We start from the raw sequence: 21,440 nt of genomic DNA, 5'->3' as shown, positions 1-21,440 counted from the left end.
CCTTTCGTCTTTCTGGAGTAACCCGATGTCCTTCTACACCTCGCTTTCCGGTCTCAAGTCCGCGCAGAACGACATGGCGTCGATCAGCCACAACCTCGCCAACGTCGCCACCAGCGGCTTCAAGAAGAGCCGCGCGGAGTTCGCCGACGTCATCGCCAGCAACTTCACCCGCTCGCCGACGCAGATGATCGGGTCGGGCAGCGTGATGAAGGCCAATCGCCAGCAGTTCAGCGAAGGCAGCATGATCCAGTCGTCGGGCGCACTCGATCTGGCGGTGTCGGGCGACGGCTTCTTCGCGGTCAAGAATGCCGGGGTCGGCAGCGGGGTGAATTATACCCGCAGCGGCGCGTTCCGGGTCGATGCCGACCAGTATGTGACCGATAAGCAGGGCAACCGGCTCCAGATCTACCGCGTCGACGGATCGGGCAACCTGATCGGATCGACCATGGGGTCGCTGACCGATCTTCGCCTGCCTCCGGCGGCGGGCGATGCGAAGGCGACGACGGCGGTCGCGCTGGCAGTGAACATCAATGCGAAGGCCAGCGTGCCGGCGACGGCGGGCTTCGACCGGTTCGACGCCACCAGCTATAACCAGTCGACCACGACCACCGTCTATGACGCGGGCGGGAACCCGATGGCGATGACCAGCTATTTCAAGCGGACGACCCCGCCAGTCGATACCGTTCCCGGCGCACCCGCCGACCTGTCGGGCGAATGGTCGGTGTACAGCTTCATCGGGGACCAGCCGTTGCTGGCGGGCACCGATCCGTCGGTCACCATGACGTTCGACACGTCGGGCGCGCTGACCGCACCGGCGGGTACGACCACCTTCGCCTCGTTCATGCCCGCCAGCGGCGTGGCGGAACAGCAGCTCACGCTCTCGCTGGCGGGCAGCGGGTCGCAGGCCACGCCGTTCCGCGTCGGCAACCAGACGCAGGACGGCATCGCGATCGGCGAATTGCAGGGCGTGACCGTGGACGATCGCGGGCTGGTCAAGGCCAGCTATTCCAACGGCGAGGTCAAGACGCTGGGACAAGTCGCGCTGATCCAGTTCGCCAACCCCGCCGGCCTGCGCCAGCTGGGCGACAGCACGTGGAGCGCGACCGGCGTGTCGGGGCAACCGGTCGCCGGCGCGTCGGGCGACAGCGGGTCGGGATCGATCAAGTCCGGCATGATCGAAGGATCGAACGTCGACATCACCGAAGAGCTGGTCGGCCTGATCGCGGCACAGCGCAGTTTCCAGGCGAATGCCAAGGCGCTGGATACCGCCGGACAGATTTCGGAATCGATCCTGAACATCCGTTCCTGATCCTGAACTGGCATGACCCTTGCTGTGAAGCAGGGGTCATTGGAGGAAGAACGCCATGGACCGGTTGGTCTATACCGCATTGTCGGGGCTCAAGACCCATTTGTCGTCGCAGGCGACGATCGCGAACAACATCGCGAACGCATCGACGATCGGGTACCGGTCCGACCGCGTCAATTTCGAACGGCTGCTGCTGAAGGGCAACAATCAGGAGTTCGAGACGCGGTCCCCGGCGGCCGAGGAGGTTGTCGACTTCGACCGGCGCGCGGGCACCGTCGTCGCGACCGGCCGGCCGCTCGACATCGCGGTGCATTCGGATTCATGGATCGCGGTCCAGGCATCCGACGGCACCGAAGGCTATACGCGGCGCGGAGACCTTCAGGTCACGGTCGCGGGCGTGCTGGAAACCGGGGACCATTTCCCCGTCATGGGCGCGACCGGGCCGATCACCGTTCCACCGCACCAGTCGATCGAGATCGCCGAGGACGGTCGCGTGCTGATCGTGCCGCAGGGCGCGGCACCCGGCACGCCGGCCGAGGAAGTGGGGCAGGTCAAGCTGGCCAGCGCGAACGGCACCAACACCGCGAAGGGTCTCGACAATCTGCTGAAGGTCGTCGGCGGCGGGGTCCTGCCGTCCGATATGACGGCGCGGGTCCGTTCGGGTTCGCTCGAACAGTCGAACGTCAACCTGACCGAGGCGCTGGTCGACATGATCGAGAACCAGCGCAGCTACGAAGTACAGGCGAACATGCTCAAGGAGGCGAAGTCGATGGACGAAAGCGCCGCCAATCTGATGCGCGTCCAGGCATAAGGGGTCCAGAACCATGGCAAATGCGGCAATGCACATCGCGCGTACCGGGCTGGATGCCCAGAACATGCGCATGCGGGTCATCTCCAACAACCTCGCCAACGTCAACACGACCGGCTTCAAGCGCGACCGCGCGGCGTTCGAAACGCTCAGCTATCAGGTCGTGACCGCCGCCGGATCGCAATCGACGCAGGAATCGCGCTACGCTACCGGGCTTAGCCTCGGCACCGGCGTGCGGGTACAGGGCACGGCGCGGATCGATACGCAGGGGTCGATGCAGACCACCGGCAACAGCCTCGACCTCGCGCTCGACGGCGACGGCTTCTTTCAGGTGCAGCTCCCCGGCGGCGGTCTCGGCTATACCCGCGCAGGCAATTTCTCGCGCAGCGCCGAAGGGCTGCTGGTCACCAGCGAAGGCTATCAGGTGATGCCCGGCCTGACCGTGCCCGAAGGCGCGACGCAGATCACCATCGGCGGCGACGGCACCGTCTCCGCCACCGTCCCCGGCCAGAACGAGGCGCAGGCATTGGGCCAGATCCAGATCGCGGCGTTCCCCAACTCGGCGGGGATGCAGGCGACCGGCGACAATTACCTGATCGAAACCGCCGCCAGCGGCGCGGCCAATCTGGGCATCGCCGGACAGGACGGACGCGGACAGGTGCGGCAGGGGATGCTGGAGGCGTCGAACGTCAACGTGGTCGAGGAACTGGTCGACATGATCGAGACGCAGCGCGCGTACGAGGTCAATTCCAAGATGATCTCTGCCACCGACGAGATGCTGAAATATGTCAACCAGAACATCTGACATGGTTTGTCGCGCGCCTCTGTGGTGGCTTTGCGGGCTGCTGGTGCTGGGCATGGCAACCGGCCCGGCAACCGCGCGCCCCCTGTTCGGCAAGAAATTGCCGCCCGAGGATTATACCGCGACCCGCCCCGCACCCCCCGTCGCGCCGGTCGCTACCGGCGCGATCTTTCAGGCGGAACAGGGCTATGCCGCCCTGTACGAAGGCTGGCGGGCGAAGCGCGTCGGCGATCCGCTGACGATCGTGCTGGTCGAACGGACGACGGCGTCCAAATCGGCGGCGTCGAAACTCGACAGCGGCGGCGGCTTCTCGGTCACGCCGCCGTCGGCCGGCCCGATCACCTTCGATCCGAACATCGCCCGCGCGTCGGGCAAGCGCAATTTCAACGGCGGCGGATCGGCCGATCAGGCCAATGCACTGTCCGGCGAAGTGTCGGTGACCGTGGCGGAAGTCTATCCCAACGGCACGATGCTGGTGCAGGGGCGCAAGCGCGTTACGCTCAATCGCGGCGATGAATTCGTCGCGATCAAGGGCATCGTCCGCACCGCCGACGTCGACGCAAACAACCGCGTCGCATCGACCCGCGTCGCCGACGCCCGCATCGAATATACCGGCAAGGGTGACGTCGCCCGCGCCGGCCGACAGGGGTGGCTCAGCCGCTTCTTCCAGGTCGTCAGTCCTTTCTGAGGCTGCCGAACTATCCCATCGTCCGTCCATGCTGAGTAGGGATTGAGCGAAGTCGAAAGCCCGTATCGAAGCACGCTGGCAGTCCTTCGATACGCCATTTCGACAGGCTCAATGGCTACTCAGGATGAACGGGAAAGGTTCAATCAACGGTGTCCCGGAACCCATCATGCGTGTGATCCTCGCCTTCCTCGCCGCCCTTTTCCTCATCGCCCCGGCCAGTGCCGAGCGGGTCAAGGATCTGGGCCGGTTCCAGGGTATCCGGTCGAACCAGCTGACCGGATACGGCATCGTCGTCGGCCTGCCCGGCACCGGTGACGACAATCTGGAATATACCGTGCAATCGGTGAAGGCGATCACGTCGCGCATGGGGTTGCAACTGCCGCCCGGTGCCAATCCGGGGTTGAAGAATGCGGCGGTCGTCATGATTACCGCCGAACTGCCCGCCTTCGCCAAGCCCGGCCAGCGGATCGACGTGACCGTCGCATCGATGGGCAAGGCGAAGTCGTTGCGCGGCGGCGCGCTGGTCATGACGCCGCTGATAGGGGCCGACGGCAACATCTATGCGATGGCGCAGGGCAATCTGGCGGTCGGCGGGCTGGGCGCGGAGGGTGCGGACGGATCGAAGATCGTCGTCAACATCCCGTCCGCAGGTCGTATTCCCGATGGCGCGACGGTCGAACGCACCGTGGATACCGGCTTCGCCACCACGCCCGCGCTGACGTTCAACCTCGCGCAGGCCGATTTCACCACTGCGCAGAATGTCGCCAGCGCGATCAACCGTCGCTTCGGCGCGGGCACCGCGACCGCGATCGATGCGGTATCGGTGTCGATGCGCGCTGCGCCGGGCGCCGACACGCGCTCGATGCTGATGAGCGAGGTCGAGAACCTGCCGGTCGAGGCGGCGGAAACCGCAGCGCGCGTCATCGTCAACGCCCGCACCGGCACGGTCGTCATCAATTCGGCGGTGCGCGTCGCGCCGTCCGCCGTGACCCACGGCAAGCTGACCGTGCGCATCGACGAGGATCAGCGCGTCGTCCAGCCCGCGCCGTTGAGCAACGGCGAAACCGCGCTCGAACAGCGCAGCGGCGTCACCGTCGAACAGGAGGTGAAGCCAATGTTCCTGCTGTCGCCCGGCCCGAAACTGGCCGATGTGGTGAAGGCGATCAACGCGATCGGCGCATCGCCGGCCGATCTGGTCGCGATCCTCGAAGCGTTGAAGGAATCTGGCGCGCTCAAGGCCGAGCTGGTGGTCCTGTGAGCGGGATCGGCCCCGTCACCGGCATCGGCGCAGATACCAGCCGCCTCGGCACCGACAGGAACCTGAAGGCCGCGGGCGAACGGTTCGAAGCGGTGTTCACCGGCATGATGCTGAAATCGATGCGTCAGACCAAATTGGCCGACACGCTGTTCGAAAGCAAATCGGCCGACCAGTTCCGCGACATGTGGGACCAGCGGACTGCCGAACGCATGGCGACCACGACCCCGCTGGGCATCGGCAAGGCGATGACCGAGTTCCTGTCGAAAAATACTCCTCAAGCTGAGACGCCGCCTGCCGTTATCCCGGATGAAGGGAAAGCTGGATGAGCGACCTGCTGTCGATCGGAGCGAGCGGGGTCAGGGCGTATCAATCCGCGTTGACCACGACATCGGACAATATCGCGAATGCCGCGACGCCGGGCTATGTCCGGCGCACGACGTCGCTGGCCGAGGTCGGCGGCGCTACGACCAGCCGCGCGGGCGGGCAGGGCGTGGTGGTCGACGGCGTCACTCGTTCGGCCGACGCGTTCCGGTCGGCGCAGGTGCGGCAGTCCGGGGCCGATCTGGCGCGCAGCGATGCCGGGATCGTCTGGCTCGACCGGATCGAAACCTCACTGAATGGGCAGTTGCTCGACGAACGCATCACCGCCTTCTTCAATTCCGCTACCGCGTTGTCGGCCGATCCGTCGGCGGCAGTGCCGCGCGCCGCGATGCTGGAGGCGGCGGGCAGCGTCGCGCAGGCGTTCAACGGCACGCTGCGCGCGCTCGATGCCGCCGCCGCCGATCTCGATACGACCGCGCGCGATGCGGCGGCGAAGCTGGACAATGTTGCCGGCGGGCTGGCGAAGATCAACGACGCGCTGGGCCGCGCGACGCCCGGCACGACCGGTCAGGCGCAGTTGTTCGACCAGCGCGACCGGCTGCTGGAGGAAATGAGCGCGCTGACCGATGCCGACGTCGCGTTCGATCCCGCCGGGCGGGTTTCGGTGCGCGGCGGCGGGCCGTCGGGACCGCTGCTGGTGCATGCCGGACAGGCAGCGAGCGTTTCCTATTCGCGCAACGAAGAGGGTGAGACGATCTTCGCCGTGCGCCGCGCCGGGGTCGATTCGGTGCTGAAATCGACGGCGGGCGCGATGGCGGGCATGGCCGACGGCGCGACCCGCATCGCCGACATGCGTGCGGCGACAGGGACGCTGGCCGCGAATTTTGCCGGCGACGTCAATGCCGTGCTGACCAACGGCCAGGATCTGGCCGGCGATCCCGGCACGGAAATGTTCGCGGTCGCGGACGACGGCACGCTCTCGGTAGCGCTGGACGATTCGGCCAAGATCGCGGCGGCAACGACGGGCACCGGCCCACGCGACAACGGCAATCTGGGCGCGCTGGCGAAGATGCGCACCACCGCCCGCTTCGAAGCACAGACGATCGCGTTGCAGGCCGGCAACGGCACCGCACTATCCGCGCGCAAGACCATCGCCGAAGCCCAGGGCGCGATCCGCAATTCGGCGCTGGCTGCGCGGGATGCCGCGTCCGGGGTCAATCTGGACGAGGAAGCGATCGACCTGATGCGCTTCCAGCAGGCGTATCAGGCGTCGAGCCGCGTCATCCAGATCGCGCGCGAGACGATCGATACGCTGATCGCGATCCGATAGGACGACCATGAAGATCTCCACCGCCAGCTTCTACGACCGCGCCGCCACGCGCATGTCCGACCTGAACGCGAAATCGGAACGGTTGCTGACCGAAATTTCCGGCAAGAAGCTCGTCACCCCGTCGCAGGACGCGGGCGGATGGAGCCGGCTGGGCGCGATCAAACAGGGCAGCGCGGACGATGGCGCGTACAAGGCCAATATTACGCTGGCGCAGGGATTGCTGGCGCAGACCGACGGCGTGCTGGGCAGCGCCAGCGACCAGATCGTGCGCGCGCGCGAACTTGCGGTGCGCGCCAACAGCGGCACGCTGACCGTCGAGGCGAAGGCGGCGATCGCGACCGAGTTGAAGGACATTCGCGCCGATCTGCTCGCGCTGGCGAACACGACCGACGTGCGCGGCGTGCCGGTGTTCGGCGGCGGCACCGATACGCCCTTTACCGAAACCGATGGCGTGGTCGGCTTTGCCGTCGGTGCCGCCAGCGCGGCGATACCGACAGGAGAGGGGACCAGCGTCGCGGTCGGGGCCGATGGCGGGCGTGTGTTCGGCGGGGCGGAAGGTGCGGCGGATATCTTCGCGACGCTGGATGCGCTGACGCTGGCGCTGACCACCGACGGGGCCGACGTGCCCGCGGCGGTCGCCACGGCGCTGACCGCCATCGGCGCGGTCGAGGGGCAGGTGACCACCGCCCGCGCATCGGCGGGCGCGCGCGCGGCACGGCTGGATATCGAAGCGGCGCGGATCGAGAGCGCTGGAATCGATCGCGAGGAAGCGCGCGTCGCGATCGAGGAAACCGACGTCCCGACCGCGATGGTCGAATTGCAGAAGACGATGACGGTGTTGCAGGCGACCCAGGCCGGCGTGGCCAAGCTGTCGGGGCTATCGCTGTTCGATTATCTTCGCTGACGGCGGCCAAGTGGCCGGTTGGTAACGATTTCTCGACCTCTGTGGTGAAGAATACAGCAAGCATGATCGCAGACGCCCGGGGGCGGGGCGACGTTTCGTAACCAAGGGGCAAGCGTACCATGTTTCCGGCCATCGGCTTCGTCGTTCTCATCGCGATGGTGTTCGGCGGATTCGCCTTCACCGGCGGTGCGCTCGGCCCCGTCATGCACGCGCTGCCGCACGAAATGCTCATCATCGGCGGCGCGGCGGTCGGCGCGCTCATCATCGGTAATTCCGGCAAGGAACTGAAGGCGATGGGCGGCGGCTTCATGAAGGTCATGAAGGGGCCGAAATACAAGAAGCAGGATTTTCTCGACACGATCTTCCTCGTGTCCAAGCTGATGAAGATGCTGCGCGCCGAAGGACCGATCGCGCTGGAACCGCATGTCGAGGATCCCAAATCCTCGGCGGTGTTCGCCGAATATCCGCGCCTGATGAAGGATCACACGCTCATCAACCTGATCGCGGACACGTTGCGGCTCGTCGTCGTGTCGTCCGGCACGCTCGACGTCCATGCCGTGGAGGAGGTCATGGACAATTCGATCAAGACCCACCACCACGCCGAACAGGGGCCGCAGGGTACGTTGCAGGGGCTGGCCGACGCGCTGCCCGCGCTGGGGATCGTCGCCGCCGTGCTCGGCGTGGTCAAGACGATGGGGTCGATCGACAAGCCACCGTCAATTCTGGGCGGAATGATCGGATCGGCGCTGGTCGGTACGTTTCTGGGCGTGTTGCTAGCCTATGGCATCGTCGGTCCGCTGGCGTCGCGGTTGCAACAGGTGATCGACGCCGATGCATCGATCTATCACGTGGTGAAACAGATCATCGTCGCGTCGCTCCACGGCCATCCCCAGCCGCTGGTGATCGAGGCCGCCCGGTCGGGCATCGCGCATCACAACCAGCCGGGCTTCGCCGAAGTCTTCGACGGGCTGCGCGGCAAGTGACCGTGCCGCTTTCTCGCGTCCGGTCGGAGTATCGCTGATGGCTGCCGCCCGCGCGCCGCACGGCACGAACCAGCCGCCGATCATCATCGTCAAGAAGATCATCGCCGAGGGCCATGGCGGCCATCACGGCGGGGCGTGGAAGGTCGCCTATGCCGATTTCGTGACCGCGATGATGGCGTTCTTCCTGTTGATGTGGCTGCTGGGCGCGACCAGCGAGAAGCAGCGCAAGGCACTGGCCGATTATTTCGCGCCGACGCTGATCGAACTGAAACAGAATTCGGCGGGATCGAACGGGCTGTTCGGCGGCGAATCGATCGTCGACCGCGACAATTATCCGCATCGTGCGGGGCAGACCGGCACGCGGTCGATGACCGTTCCCGCCGACGCTAGCGGCGGCAACAATGTCGGATCGGGTCCGCAAGGACAGCTCAAGCGCCGCGCGCAGGACCAGAAGGCGTTCGAAGGGGTCAAGCGCGCGCTGACGCGCCGCATGGCGTCCAGCCCGCAGGTCGCTAAACTGGCGCGCAACGTCCGCATGGTGCCTACCCGCGACGGGGTGCGGATCGATCTGGTCGACAACGCCGATTATTCGATGTTCGCGCTGGGTACGACCGCGCTGGGCAGCGAAGCCGATTCGCTGATCGGCATGATCGCCGAAACGGTGCGTGGCCTGCCGAACCAGATCATGATCCGAGGCCATACCGACGCCGTCGCCTATGGCCGGCCGCAGGACATGAACAACTGGATGCTGTCGTCGGGCCGGGCAGAAGCGACCCGCCGCCGCCTCGCATCGGGCGGCGTCGGCGAGCGCCGCTTCGAACGGATCGAAGGCGTCGCGGACCGCGAACCGATGATCGTGAAAGACCCGTATGACCCCCGCAACCGCCGCGTGGCGATCACGCTGCTGTACCGCGAAGGGCGGGGGCTGGGGGCGGACTAGGCGGTAGATGCAGCGCGCGCGAAGGGACGGGCGTTGCCGATGTGCGGACGGTTTGACTCTGGGTAGCGCGAAGCGATGGCCGGCCTTCCCGGAAAGGACGTTGAACGGAATGTCCAGGTTCGGCAGCTAGCCTGTCACGCAACCATTCCCCGAACGAACGGCGATCGGGAAGACGGGTACGCTCTCGGCTGGATGGTGGATCGGGGAACGCCCGAAGCGTCGATCAGTCCGGGGCCAGCGCCAGAATATTCGGCAAAAGTCCGGGAAACCGGGCCTCAACATCGTCCAGTCGCAGCACATTGATGTTCTCGACGCCGCGCTTGGTCGTGCAGATCAACCCGCTTTCCCGCAGCACGCGGAAATGGTTGCTCAGGGTCGATCTCGGAACCTGCAGGAAGGGGGCCGTGGACGCGGTACAGTTCAGCCCCTGCTCGGCGCGGTGCAGCGCCTTGACGATCCGCAGGCGGATCGGGTCGGCCAGCGCGGACAGAATGTGATGCAACTCGACAGCATCGGCGGGAGGGTGAACGAACCCGATCATGACGGCGGCATATCAGAGACTAGGCACAACTTCCATTGTTCCGTATATCCGAACTACTGAATCAATGGAATAAGGGTGTACGATGATGACCTATGCAGCGTTGGTAACCGGCGGAACGGCAGGAATCGGATTGGCCAGCGCGCGTGCGCTCGCAGCTACCGGACGGCGCGTCTACGTCACTGGGAGAACCGAGGCGCGACTGGAAGCAATTGCCGCGGAAGGGCTGATCGGCATCCGCGCGGACATGGCGACAAGCGAAGGGATACGGACGCTGGCCGAACGGCTGGCCGCTGACGAGGTGACGCTCGACGTACTCGTCGCCAATGCCGGCACGGCCGAAATCACCCGGTTCGGCACGGTCACCGAAAGCGATTTCGATCGGACCTTCGACCTCAACGTGCGCGGCGTGTTCTTCACGGTGCAGGCCCTGTTGCCCCGGCTCGCCGATGGCGCGTCGGTGATCCTGATCGGCTCCATCTGCGGGATCAAGGGCATGGCCGACCTCAGCGTCTACAACGCCTCGAAGGCGGCAGTGCGGGCTTTCGCCCGATCATGGGCCAATGATCTTCGGGACCGGCGCATCCGGGTCAATACGCTCAGCCCCGGCCCGGTACGTACGCCGCTCGCGCATCAGTTGCAGGGTGATGCCGATGGTTCGATCGCCGCCTTCGAGGATTGGGCGGCACAGAATGCACCCGCCGGCCGGATCGCCGAGCCCGACGACATCGCGTCCGTCGTTCGCTTCCTTGCCGGACCAGACGCCCGATACGTCAATGGCGTCGAACTGTTCGTCGATGGCGGACTGGCGCAGATATGAGTCGATGGTCCGGTACGGACGTTCGCCGCCGTCTTTTTGGCCAGCGAACGGAGGGTCCGCTTCCCCGGAACTGTTTTCGATCGCGCATTCCCGCAACCGCTGATCTGCGATGGGAAAGGGGGAGCGATCGCGCGGAACGGACGGCTGGTTTCGATAGGCCGCATGCGTATCGAAATCAGCCGTCCGTTGGGGTTGGTTGCCGTCCACGCGTGCCGGACGCAATGTGGACGTCGCGCCGGCCCGTCCCGCCTAGAAGAACAGCTTGCGGAACGTCAGGCGCACCGCCCGTCCGGTGGGATCGACGAACCCCGGCTGATAGCTGAACGGCACTTCGCCCAGTCCGTCGGTCACCCGTTGCCGCTGATTGAACAGATTGTCGACGCCCAGCGATACCCGGCTGCCGCGCAGCCATGGATAGTCGCGGACCAGTGCGGGTTGCTGCGCCAGATCGACGAACAGACGCGCGTTGACGGTGGCCAGACTGCCGAAGTTCAGCGACTGGCTCGCGCCCGCCGTGCCGCCGTTGACCTGCGTCGCTGACTGCCAGTTGACGCTGATGCGCGATCCGATGCCGTCGCGGGTATAACCGCCGTTGAACTGCAACTGGTGACGCGGCGTGCCGCCATTGTTGCCGGTCGCCGATCCGTTCAGCAGGTCCAGTTCAGGCAGGCCGGGCCGGATCAGGATCGTGTTGATGATGTTCCACGTATGGTAGATGCTGGCCTGCAACCGCCCGCCGCCACCGCCGCCGAAACCGCCGCGCCCGCCGCCGCCGCCACCGAAGCCCCCGCCGGCCGGTCCGCGACCCGATCCGCCTTCGGCGCGCGGCCGGTCGCCGGGCGGCGGCGTGCCGGTCGCCGGCGTTCCGGCTGCGGCGGCCGCATCGCGTGCCGCCTGACGCTGCGCCATCCGCGCCTCGCGCTCCGCCTGTGCGCGGCGCGAACGGGGGGTCGTCACCGCCTTCGAAAAGTTGATTCCCCAACGCAGCGAGCTGTTTTCTGCCCTTGCGAAGTTGACCGGGCGATTGTCGATACGCAACAATTGCCCTGTAGTATCGCGCGTGAAGCGGTCGGGGAACGCCGCTTCGATCTCGGCAGTGGCCGACGGAAAGCTGAAGATCGGATTGTCGATGCGGCTGGCGCTGTAATCCGCCTGCACGCTGAAATCGCGCTCGCTCCACGGGCGGATGTTCAGCCCCGCCTTGAATACACGTCGATTGTCGGCGGTCAGACCGGGATTGCCGCCGTCGACGCGGGTGATGTCGACCGTCTCGCCGCGCACGTAATCGAACACGCGCACGAACGGCGTCGTGATGACCGGATTGCCCAGTTGCTGCTGGCTCGGCGCGCCTTCCTCGTGCGTCATCGTCACCAGCAGGCGGATCGGCGTGATCGGTTGCCAGTTGAGGCCATAGCCATAGGTCGTGAGCGTGCCGAAGTCCGACAGCCGCTCCACCTCCGCATTGCCGTTGAGCGACAGCCGCCCCAACGCGGCCAGCACGCCGCGCGATTCGCTGGCGATCGGCAGATCGATGTTGCCGCGCACCGATCCGACGTCGCGGCCGTTCTCCGTCGTGGTCGTCACGCCCGCGCGCAGCGACCGGCTGTCGAAATCGGTGGTCCGCCCCGCCACGCGGATGCTGGCATTGGCCTCCCCCGCCGGCAGCGAGAACAGCGCGCCCGATGCCAGCGCGTCGATCGACGCCGCGCTGGAGGTCGAGGTTGCACGATCGGCGGTGCGGACCAGCTGGCCCAGATCGCCGAACGGGTTGAACGTCCCCGCCGTCACCTGTGCCTGCAACGCGGTCGCATCGACGCCGCGTTCGGTGCGCGTGTCGCTGTCGGTGCGGTCGTAATTGCCGTTCAGCGACCAGCGCCACCGACCCACATCACCGTTCAGGGCGAAACCGGCATTGGCGGTCGTCGCCTTGGACGTACGGAGCAGCGCGTCGCTGTCGGCGTACCGTTGCACGATCACGTCGCTGGTGAACGGCGAGAACGGCGTGCCGCCCGGCACCCGCAACGACACGCCGGGCAGACCGAACAGCCCTTCGCCCCGCGTATGCTCGACGCGTGCGGTGGCCGTGGCGGCGACGTTGCCGAACAACGTACGGCTGTAGACGCCGTTCGCCGAATAGCGGTCGGTCGCGTTCGACAGCGTTCGGACCGGCGTGGTGTCGGTAATCCGCTGGACGCCGGCCCCTTCCGCAAAGCCCGCGATCGTTGCCGGGCCGGTCGGCACCGACGCCACGATCACCGGCGATCCGGCGGCGGCGGTCAATGCCGGATCGATCGGCGCGCCATTGGTGGCGGACGTGACGTTGCCGATCAGGTCGAACGGCGTGCCGGCGGTGTTGGGCACGATGTCGCGTTCGCTTTCGAGCAGGTTCGACGTCGTTTCCGCCTGAAGATTCAGGTTGAACCGTTTATCCTGGTCGATGCGGACCAGACCGCCCTCAGCTTCGAAATTGCTCGATCCGCCTTCGGTCGGCGCGCCGCCTTCGAGTTCGGCGGTGTAGCTGCGGAAGCGTGGGCGCAGCACGAAGTTCACGACACGCTGGTCGGCACGATATCCGAATTTCAGCGCGACTTCCTCGGGCAGGATGTCGACGCGCAGGATCGCCTCGGTCGGCAGGTCGCGGATTTCCTGGAATCCCGCCGACCGCCGGCCGTTGACGAGGATGACCGGTTGTCCGCCGCGCACCGACTGTACCTGCGGCCCCAGTTCGGTCAGCAGTTCGGCGACCGAGCTGACGCCATAGGAACGGATATCGGCAGGAGACAATTGCAGTTCGGGCTTGATGTCGCCCGGCACCGATCCGGGGGGCGGGCGGCCGGTGACGACGATTTCCTCGACGTCGCCTTCCGCCTCGCCGGTCGTGCCGGCGGCGGTGACCGGCGCGGTCGGCTGCGATTCCGGCTGCGGTGTCTGCGCCTCGATCCGGTCGGCAGTCTCGGCGGTCGCGGCCGGCACGGCGGCGGACGGGGCCGGCGGCGCGACGCTGGCGGCGGGCGGCGGCGTCTGTGCCGCCAGCGCGGCGGGCGCGACCCCCAATGCCAATGACGCCAAAGTCCAGCCTGCCATGCGTTCCCCTTCCAGATACGGTCGCCGACGATCCGGCGTTCGGGCAGTCGCTATCGCCCAAATGTCGCACGAATATCGCAATAGTGGAAAAACCTGTCGCGCCGTCGGTCCGATGGTCGGTCGCCGGCGCGTTCCACGGCCAAATGACTGAAACGACAGCGAAAGTCACCATCCGATCGACGGTCGGCGCGGGATCGGGCGACGCGCTGCGACTGCCGTTGCCAACATTGGAACGCCGTTACACACCGTTGAAAGCAAATGAAAACCCGTGCTTCCGCATGGCGGGCGCAACGGTCGTCGACTTGTTCAAATTGTCGAACCGCCGCCGATTCCAGTTAAATCGTGCGGCGTGCCGCGTTACACGGATGTAACTAGGGCGGTTTGCGACTGGCCGATAGTATATGTCGAATGGACGCAGGGATAGACCGTTACCCATCTTGCCGAACGCCTGACCTGTCGCCGATCGATCCATGCCTCGACGATGGCAGCTTCATCGGACGTGGCCGTTTTGCAGAAGCAGCATGCGACGTCGCAGCCCGCGATGCCGGGGCGGTTTCGGCCGTCCGGGTTTAAACGGGGTGGATCGCGATCGGTGCAAGCCGTTGTCCGTTGTGTTGTTTTACGTCGATCAGCCTACGCGTTCGGTCTCCCGTCCTGCTCCAGCCATCGCGCCGCAGCCGACGTTCGATCCGGTTCGGATACAGTTGCCGGCGATCGCTGGCCCGATGCGATAGGGTGACGCGGATGCACGTCGTTGCCTGTCTGGGTTCCGTATCGACGATTACCGGCGCCGCCGAGGCGCGCGGCATCTCGTTGTTGCCGCTGTCGCAGGCGCAGGGGGCGGCGGTGCGTCTGGCGCGCTGGTCGACGAGTGATGGCCTGCTGCAGGACCGGCTGGATGCCGCCCGTCGCGGCAGCACGGCGGCGCGGGCCATGCTGCTGGTCGATGATGACGAGGCGCTGGCCGCCGGGCTGGACGCCGGGGCCGACGATGCCGCCCGGATCGATGCCAGCCCGGTAGAGATCGTCGCGCGCCTTGCGGCATTGCTGCGCACCACGGGCGACGCCCGGTTGATCGCGGTCGGCGACGTGGTGATCGACCGCGCCACGCGGACCGTGCGGCGCGGCGCGGTGACGCTGGACCTGCTGCCACGGGAATATGCCTTGCTGCTGACCCTGGCCGAACACGCCGGCAGCGCGGTGTCGCGCGAAGCGTTGCTGCGGCACGTCTGGGCGCGCAGCTTTGATCCCGGCACCAACATGGTGCAGGTCCAGATATCACGATTGCGCGCGAAGCTGGACGCGGCCGGCCCGCCGGTGCTGCACACCGACCGCGGGCGCGGCTATCGGCTGGGCGATGCCATCAGCGCAGCGCGATTTCGGTGACATAGAACGGCGCGATCGGATGATCGGTCGCGTTCTGGACCCAGAATCCGTCGATCTGCTTGCCCGCCGCGCCGATCGTCGTCAGCGGCAGATCGACCTTCGTCCAGCCGGCGGGTGGCAGGGTGACGACATGCCCCTGCGTATCCAGTGGCTTGCCCGCCACGATCGTGACGACGCGGACCTTCTGCCCACCGCCGCCGGTGCCCTGGATCAGCATCGACACGGTTGTGTACGGCGTCGTGTCGAACGCATCATGGTGCAGGTACAGCGCCTGATACGGCCCCGCATCGACCCGGATCGGCGTCCGTTGCGATCCCTGCACCGCCACCGACAATTCGGTCTTCGCCCAACTCCAGTTCTGCCAGCCGTCGCCCAGCGCCTTGTCATAGATGCGCGCGACGCCCGTGCGCGCGTCCTGCGCCGCCACCGGCACTGCCATCGCCAGCATGGCGACGGTGGCAATCAAACGCTTCATTTCACCCTCTCCCCGATGCGCCATCGTTGTGGCGTCGGGCGCGAATGTCGCGCAATGGCGCGCGGAGGGAAAGATGCGATCGCATCACGCGCGACCGTTGGAACGTTTCGCACCGTCGTCCACCGTCGTCCACCGTCGTCCACCGTCGTCCACCGTCGTCCACCGTCGTCCACCGTCGTCCACCGACGAACGCGGCGGGTTCCCGGTGCGCGTCAGGCCGCCGGGCGCGGTGTCGCTGATCGTCGCAGGCCACCGGCAACCGGGATCGCGCATGGAAGAAGGCTCGCCAGACGCGACGGCGGCAGCGCACGCGAAGACGAGCGCTCGTCGCAGAACAGGCTCGTCGGAGTTCGCGCCGGTTCGCGGGACTCCGGCTCAGATATCCTGCACCAGTCGCCCGTACAGTTCCGGCCGCCGGTCGCGGAAGAACCCGAACGCCGCGCGGTGTCGCTTAACCCGCGCCAGATCGAGCTTCGCGGTGATGACGCCCTCTTCTTCACGGTCGAGTTCGGCAAGGATGTCGCCACGCTCGTCGGTGATGAAGCTGGTGCCGTAAAAGGTCTGGCCATGTTCGACGCCGACCCGGTTGGCGGCGACGACCGGCACGACGTTTGATACCGCATGGCCGACCATCGCGCGCCGCCAAAGCCGGGCGGTGTCGAGGCTGGTGTCGTGCGGCTCGCTGCCGATCGCGGTCGGATAGAACAGCACTTCGGCACCCATCAGCATCATCGCCCGCGCGGTTTCGGGATACCATTGGTCCCAGCAGATGCCGACGCCCAGCTTCGCGCGGGCGCTGTCGGCGGGGCCGTCCCACACCTTGAACCCGGTATTGCCGGGGCGGAAATAGAATTTCTCCTCATATCCCGGCCCGTCGGGGATATGGCTCTTGCGATACACGCCCTGGATTCGGCCGTCGGGATCGATCATCGCAAGGCTGTTATAGTGATGCGGTCCGTCGGCTTCGAAGAAGCTGGTCGGGATATGCACCTTCAGTTCCGCCGCCAGCGACTGCATCGCCAGCACGGCGGGATGCTCGGCGGTCGGCCGCGCGGTCGCGAACAGCCCTTCGTCCTCGACGCGGCAGAAATACTCGCCCTCGAACAGTTCGGGCGGCAGGATCACCTGCGCGCCGCGCGCCGCCGCCTCGCGCACCAGCCGTGCGACGTGCGCGATGTTGCGGTCGATGTCGGGCGTGAAGCCGCACTGGAGCGCGGCGACGGTGATCTCGGTCATGGTTATCCTAGAGCGTGACGCCGAAGCGGGCGGCGATGGGAACAAGGGCGAGATAGAGCAGGATCGTGACGCCGCAACCCGCCGACAGCGCGGTCCAGAACCCGGCACCATGGCGGAGCAGCGCCGGTACGATCAGGAACATGGGGAGCGAGGGCAGCACGTACCAGAACGTCGCTTCGGCATGATCGGCCAGCCGGACCGTATCTCCGGTGTCGCGCCACAGCCAGATCATGCCGAGCACCGATATCAGCGGCAGCGACGCGACCAGCGCACCCGCCGCCGGATTGCGCCGCGCGATCATCGCCACGGCGGCGACGATCAGTCCCGACAATGCGGCACGGACCGCAAAGGCGATCACGCCGCCGGTATCTGCTGGCTGATGCAGTGAAAGCTGCCGCCGCCGGTCAGGATGTGGTCGGCACGCAGCCCGACGACGTCGTGATCGGGAAAGATCGCGGCGAAGGCCGCCACCGCCGCGTCGTCGCTGCCGGTGCCGTACAGCGGCACGACGACGGTGGCGTTGCCGATGTAGAAGTTCATGTGGCTGCCCGGAATGATCTCCTCGTCCGGCGACAGCACGCGGCCGGGGGAGGGGACGCGGACGACCTCGACCCCGAACGCTTCGGCGCGGGCGGCGGCGTCCTGATACACGCGCCAGTTGGGATCGTTTTCGGCCGCTTCGGGCAGGGCCAGCCGATTGGGGCCGACGAACCGCGCCAGATTGTCGACATGCCCGTCGGTATGGTCGTTGAGCAGTCCGTCGCCCAGCCACAATACCCGGTCGTAGGCCAGATCCTGCCGCAGCCGTTCTTCCGCCGCGTCGCGGGTGAAGCCCGGGTTGCGGTTGGAGTTGAGCAGGCATTGTTCGGTGGTGACGACAAGGCCCGTGCCGTCGCCGTCCAGCGCGCCGCCCTCGACGATCCAGTCATGCGCTGCGACGGACAGGCCACGCCCGGCCGCCAGCCGCCGTCCGATATCGTCGTCGCCGGGCAGGTCGTATTTGCCGCCCCAGCCGTTGAAGCGGAAGGCGTGCGCGGTGCCGTCGCCGCCGACGATCGGCCCGGTATCGCGCAGCCAGATATCGCCGAACGCCTCTGTCACGATCTGCGCGAACGGCGCACGCTGCCGGGCATCGTCGGCGGAATCGGCATTGGCGGCGACGAGGATCACCGTTTCACCGCGTCCATCGGCATGGACCGCGCGGGCGAAGGCGACCACTTCGTCGCGGGCGGGGTCCAGATCGTCCAGCCACAGCTCGGCATGGCTGGGATAGCCGATCCATACGGCGTCGTGGGTGACCCATTCGGGCTTGGGCGGTGTCATGGCGCGCCCATAGAAGATCGCGCGGCGTGGTGGAAGATGGTGCGTTCGGCTTGCGTCAATCCCCGCTCAGTCCCCCAGTCCGAGATACAGAAGCAGCAGAAAGAACGACACCGACGTCAGCGACACGACCTGCAACAGCGCGGCGGTGCGCCAAGCCGCGCTGAACCGGCGCAATTCGTATCCGTGGCGCAATTGCTTGTACATGTGGACCGGGGGCACGAGGAACAGCAGCACCCACGCGATCGTCCGCCCGGTTCCGCCCAGCACATAGCCCACCACCGTCAGCGCCACGACCAGCAGCGACATGAACGCGATCGAATAGGTCGCGAACACGGCATGGTCGTACAACCCGAACCGCCGCCGCCATGCGAACATCACCCACAGGAACGGCAACGACATCGGGATCAGCGCCCAGCTATATTTGTATCCAGCACTTTTCATCTTGTAGATCAGCAGCTTCGGGTTGGCGCGTGCTTGAGCCACCTTTTCCTCGAACCATGCCGATGTGGCGTCGTTGGTCGCCGCGTCCGCGCCGGCCACGCGGGCGGTGACGTGCGGGCTGGCATCGTCGCCCTCAGGCACGAACCGCGCACCGGTGCGCAGCCCCGCCAGTTCGCGCTCCGCCTGTTGGATGCGGCGATCCAGTTCGGCGATATCAGCACCGGGCCGGGCGCGCTCGTCGCGCAACGCCGCAAGCCTCGCATTGCCGTCCCGCAACGCATCGCCGATCTCGCGACGCACCGAATCGAGATCGGCGGACGATGGTGCGGCGATATTGCCCGGATCGATCCAGCCGGGCAGGTTGGAGACGACCGCGAACATCAGGAAGACGGAGAACAGGAACATCGCCATCGGCGTGACGAATTTCTGCCGCTCGCCATCGATATAGCGCCGCGTCAACTGGCCCGGACGGAACGCCAGCATCGGCAGCGTCGTCCAGAACTTGCCGTCGAAATGAAACACGCCGTGCAGCACGTCGTGTGCGAAGCCGGTGATGTCACGGTGCAGATGCGCCGCCTGTCCACAGGTCGCGCAATAGGCCGCGGCAACCGGCGCGCCGCAATTGGCGCAGGCGGAACCGTGCAGGTGATGGGCGTCGTCCTTGCCCGCGCCGTGCGTGCCGGGACCATGACCGTCGGCGGCGCGTGCCACCTCGCGCGCCGCGATCCCCCCGGTCACCAGCGCGCCGGCATCGTCCAGTCCGTCCATATGCCCCGTCCCCCCGGTCGGATGTTACTTCGTTGCGGTCGCCCGGCTTTTGTCGCGAATGGCGCGAAACTCGTCGCCCGCGACCCAGTTGGGCCATGCGCGGTCGTCGCCCAGATCGCGCCCGATTGCGTAGAACAGCGCCAGATCCTGCGCCACGCCGTCCCAGTTCCAGTTCGGGTCGTACTCGTCCTTCGGCCCGTGATAGCGCCTGTCGGTATAGTCCTTCGCCGCCGCTTCGCCCGCCGCCTTGCCGCCGGTGACAAGGTCGTCGCCTGAATCGAGATACAGCATCGGCACGCCATGCTTGGCGAGGCTGAAATGATCGGACCGGTAGTAATAGCCGTTCTGTGGCGACGGATCGGCCTCCGCCACGCGCCCCTGCGCCGTCAGCGCCCGGTTCAGATAGGGGTCGAGTTCCGACTTGCCCTTGCCTACCACCACGACGTTGTGCGCAGGGCCAGCTAGCGACAGCGCGTCCATGTTGATGCCACCGACCGTTTTCGCCAGCGGATAGAGGGGGTTGTTGCCGTAATAGGCCGAACCCAGCAACCCCGATTCCTCGCCCGTCACCGCCAGATAGACCTGGCTGCGCTGCGTCGCGCCTGCCTTCGCATTCGCCTGTGCCAGCGCGATCAGCGCGGCGGTGCCGGTGGCGTTGTCGACCGCGCCGTTGCAGATGTCGTCGCCGTCGGGTGCTGCTTCGCACCGGCCGAGGTGATCCCAGTGTCCGGTGAACAGCACGACTTCGTCCGGCCGCGCGGTGCCCGGCAGGATGCCGACGACGTTCTTCGACGCATGGCGGCGGATCTGGTTGTCGAACGACACGCCCGCCTTCACCCCGTTCAGCGGTACGGCGCGGAACCCCGTACGCTTGGCGGCGGCGGACAGCCGGTCGAAATCCTGTCCCGCACCGGCCATCAGGCGTTTTGCGGCGGCAAGCTGCATCCAGCCGATCGCCTTGCTCTGGTCCATATGGTCGTTCGCCGCGGCCGCCACCTGTTGCGGCCCGGTCCAGCTCGACTGGACGACGTTCCAGCCATAGGCGGCGGGGCGGGTGTCGTGGACGATGATCGCGGCGGCGGCGCCCTGTCGTGCCGCTTCCTCGAACTTGTAGGTCCAGCGGCCGTAATAGGTCATCGCCTTGCCATTGAACGGGCCGGTGGTCGTCGCGGCCTCGTAATCGGGGTCGTTGACGAGGATCAGCACGGTCTTGCCGCGCACGTCGGTGCCGGCATAGTCGTTCCACCCCTTTTCAGGCGCGTTGATGCCGTATCCGACGAACACGACGTCGCTGTCCTTCACTACCGATCGCGGCGTCACCTGATAGGTCGCCACGACCATTTCGGGACCGTACGCCAGCGCGATCGGCCCGCCCGCGCCGGTGAAGGTCAGCGGCGACACGTTGCGCGACGTGATCTCGACCAGCGGCACGTCCTGAAACCAGCTTCCCTTGTTCCCCGGTTTCAGCCCGACCCGGGCGAATTCCTGCGCCAGATAGGCCAGCGTCTTCTCCTCGCCCGGCGTTCCCGGCGCGCGGCCCTCGAACGCATCGGACGACAGGGTGCGGGTAGCCTCCTTCATCGTCGCGACCGAAATGGGGGCGGGGGCAGGGGTGGCGCCGGCCGGTGCGGGTGGCGGCGTGGTCTGCGCAAGCGCCGGTACGGCGAGCGTCAGGCAGGTGGCGAGCAGCAACGGACGCATGCGACCTCATCGAAAAAAGGAAACTGTCGCAAGGGTTGTGGCATGGGGGTGGGGCGGGGGCAATCGGGGACAGGTGGTACGAACCTGTGTTCGGGATGCGCTGGTTCCATCGGCGTCCCGATGCATTCCCGCCCGCGCCCCAAGAACCGGACCGTCCATCCCGAGTAGCCATTGCGCGTGCTGGAATGGCGTATCGAAGGAGCCGCGACGGGTGCTTCGATACGCGCCTTCGACTTCGCTCAGTCGCTACTCAGCATGGACGGAGGGGAGAGGGGAGAGGGGAGAGGGGAGAGGGGAGAGGGGAGAGGGGAGAGGGGAGAGGGGAGAG

At 66.6% G+C, this 21,440-nt stretch carries 21 protein-coding genes; 13 read left to right on the top strand and 8 right to left on the bottom strand.

What is annotated here, in order from left to right; genetic code table 11:
* Window positions 1-25: 25 nt before the first annotated feature.
* From IFT55_RS05165 to IFT55_RS05120, 10 genes are all read left to right on the top strand, one after another.
* The gene (locus tag IFT55_RS05165; protein WP_192089793.1) at window positions 26-1,309 is read left to right on the top strand and encodes a flagellar hook protein FlgE; all 1,284 of its coding nucleotides are present in this window, start codon (window positions 26-28) and stop codon (window positions 1,307-1,309) included.
* 55 nt (window positions 1,310-1,364) lie between these two features.
* Window positions 1,365-2,117 (top strand): flagellar basal body rod protein FlgF, encoded by a 753-nt coding sequence (locus IFT55_RS05160; protein WP_192089792.1) that lies wholly within the window; start codon window positions 1,365-1,367, stop codon window positions 2,115-2,117.
* Window positions 2,118-2,130: 13 nt separating this feature from the next.
* The gene (gene flgG / locus IFT55_RS05155; RefSeq protein WP_192089791.1) at window positions 2,131-2,919 is read left to right on the top strand and encodes a flagellar basal-body rod protein FlgG; all 789 of its coding nucleotides are present in this window, start codon (window positions 2,131-2,133) and stop codon (window positions 2,917-2,919) included.
* A gap of 1 nt (window position 2,920) precedes the next feature.
* Window positions 2,921-3,604: a flagellar basal body L-ring protein FlgH gene (locus IFT55_RS05150; protein ID WP_192089790.1), complete on the top strand. Its 684-nt coding sequence runs from the start codon at window positions 2,921-2,923 to the stop codon at window positions 3,602-3,604.
* 166 nt (window positions 3,605-3,770) lie between these two features.
* Window positions 3,771-4,862, top strand: coding sequence for a flagellar basal body P-ring protein FlgI (locus IFT55_RS05145; RefSeq protein WP_192089788.1), 1,092 nt, complete (start codon window positions 3,771-3,773; stop codon window positions 4,860-4,862).
* Entirely contained in the window at window positions 4,859-5,188 is a 330-nt protein-coding gene (locus IFT55_RS05140; protein WP_192089786.1) for a rod-binding protein, read from the top strand. Before IFT55_RS05145 ends, IFT55_RS05140 begins: the two co-directional genes overlap by 4 nt.
* Complete coding sequence (gene flgK, locus IFT55_RS05135; protein ID WP_192089784.1) at window positions 5,185-6,513, top strand: flagellar hook-associated protein FlgK; 1,329 nt, start codon at window positions 5,185-5,187, stop codon at window positions 6,511-6,513. The genes IFT55_RS05140 and flgK overlap by 4 nt, the downstream gene beginning before the upstream one ends.
* A gap of 7 nt (window positions 6,514-6,520) precedes the next feature.
* Window positions 6,521-7,417, top strand: a complete 897-nt coding sequence (locus IFT55_RS05130; protein ID WP_192089782.1) for a flagellin N-terminal helical domain-containing protein — start codon at window positions 6,521-6,523, stop codon at window positions 7,415-7,417.
* A gap of 119 nt (window positions 7,418-7,536) precedes the next feature.
* On the top strand, window positions 7,537-8,400 hold the full coding sequence (gene motA / locus IFT55_RS05125) for a flagellar motor stator protein MotA (RefSeq protein WP_192089780.1): 864 nt from the start codon (window positions 7,537-7,539) through the stop codon (window positions 8,398-8,400).
* Window positions 8,401-8,437: 37 nt separating this feature from the next.
* A complete protein-coding gene (locus tag IFT55_RS05120; RefSeq protein ID WP_192089778.1) occupies window positions 8,438-9,340 on the top strand; it encodes a flagellar motor protein MotB in 903 nt (300 codons plus the stop codon).
* Window positions 9,341-9,563: 223 nt separating this feature from the next.
* On the opposite strand, the gene IFT55_RS05115 is transcribed toward IFT55_RS05120, so the two are convergent.
* Window positions 9,564-9,881 (bottom strand): ArsR/SmtB family transcription factor, encoded by a 318-nt coding sequence (locus IFT55_RS05115; RefSeq protein ID WP_192089776.1) that lies wholly within the window; start codon window positions 9,879-9,881, stop codon window positions 9,564-9,566.
* 82 nt (window positions 9,882-9,963) lie between these two features.
* On the opposite strand from IFT55_RS05115, the gene IFT55_RS05110 reads away from it, so the two are divergent.
* Window positions 9,964-10,698 (top strand): SDR family NAD(P)-dependent oxidoreductase, encoded by a 735-nt coding sequence (locus IFT55_RS05110; protein ID WP_192089774.1) that lies wholly within the window; start codon window positions 9,964-9,966, stop codon window positions 10,696-10,698.
* 249 nt (window positions 10,699-10,947) lie between these two features.
* Here IFT55_RS05110 and IFT55_RS17180 read toward each other — a convergent pair whose 3' ends face one another.
* Window positions 10,948-13,782 (bottom strand): TonB-dependent receptor, encoded by a 2,835-nt coding sequence (locus IFT55_RS17180; RefSeq protein ID WP_197976335.1) that lies wholly within the window; start codon window positions 13,780-13,782, stop codon window positions 10,948-10,950.
* 83 nt (window positions 13,783-13,865) lie between these two features.
* Here IFT55_RS17180 and IFT55_RS05100 point away from each other — a divergent pair, with 83 nt between their 5' ends.
* The gene (locus tag IFT55_RS05100; protein ID WP_192089772.1) at window positions 13,866-14,153 is read left to right on the top strand and encodes a hypothetical protein; all 288 of its coding nucleotides are present in this window, start codon (window positions 13,866-13,868) and stop codon (window positions 14,151-14,153) included.
* Between the two features lie 373 nt (window positions 14,154-14,526).
* Window positions 14,527-15,168: a winged helix-turn-helix domain-containing protein gene (locus IFT55_RS05095; RefSeq protein WP_192089770.1), complete on the top strand. Its 642-nt coding sequence runs from the start codon at window positions 14,527-14,529 to the stop codon at window positions 15,166-15,168.
* On the opposite strand, the gene IFT55_RS05090 is transcribed toward IFT55_RS05095, so the two are convergent.
* The 6 genes from IFT55_RS05090 to IFT55_RS05065 form a co-directional block, all read right to left on the bottom strand.
* A complete protein-coding gene (locus IFT55_RS05090) occupies window positions 15,146-15,643 on the bottom strand; it encodes a hypothetical protein (RefSeq protein ID WP_192089768.1) in 498 nt (165 codons plus the stop codon). The two genes, IFT55_RS05095 and IFT55_RS05090, sit on opposite strands and share 23 nt — an antisense overlap.
* Window positions 15,644-16,018: 375 nt before the next feature.
* The gene (aguB, locus tag IFT55_RS05085; protein WP_192089766.1) at window positions 16,019-16,879 is read right to left on the bottom strand and encodes an N-carbamoylputrescine amidase; all 861 of its coding nucleotides are present in this window, start codon (window positions 16,877-16,879) and stop codon (window positions 16,019-16,021) included.
* 7 nt (window positions 16,880-16,886) lie between these two features.
* Window positions 16,887-17,237, bottom strand: a complete 351-nt coding sequence (locus tag IFT55_RS05080) for a DUF3147 family protein (RefSeq protein ID WP_192089764.1) — start codon at window positions 17,235-17,237, stop codon at window positions 16,887-16,889.
* Window positions 17,234-18,202 carry an agmatine deiminase family protein gene (locus IFT55_RS05075; RefSeq protein ID WP_192089762.1) on the bottom strand — a complete coding sequence of 323 codons (969 nt, stop codon included), beginning with the start codon at window positions 18,200-18,202 and terminating at the stop codon, window positions 17,234-17,236. Before IFT55_RS05075 ends, IFT55_RS05080 begins: the two co-directional genes overlap by 4 nt.
* Window positions 18,203-18,268: 66 nt before the next feature.
* The gene (locus tag IFT55_RS05070) at window positions 18,269-19,411 is read right to left on the bottom strand and encodes a DUF3667 domain-containing protein (protein WP_192089760.1); all 1,143 of its coding nucleotides are present in this window, start codon (window positions 19,409-19,411) and stop codon (window positions 18,269-18,271) included.
* Window positions 19,412-19,435: 24 nt separating this feature from the next.
* Window positions 19,436-21,112: a M28 family peptidase gene (locus tag IFT55_RS05065; protein WP_192089758.1), complete on the bottom strand. Its 1,677-nt coding sequence runs from the start codon at window positions 21,110-21,112 to the stop codon at window positions 19,436-19,438.
* Window positions 21,113-21,440 lie beyond the last annotated feature (328 nt).

The sequence above is a fragment of the Sphingomonas sp. CFBP 13720 genome (assembly GCF_014842075.1).
GTDB lineage: Bacteria > Pseudomonadota > Alphaproteobacteria > Sphingomonadales > Sphingomonadaceae > Sphingomonas.
This window is presented reverse-complemented; position numbering and strand designations above follow the sequence as displayed.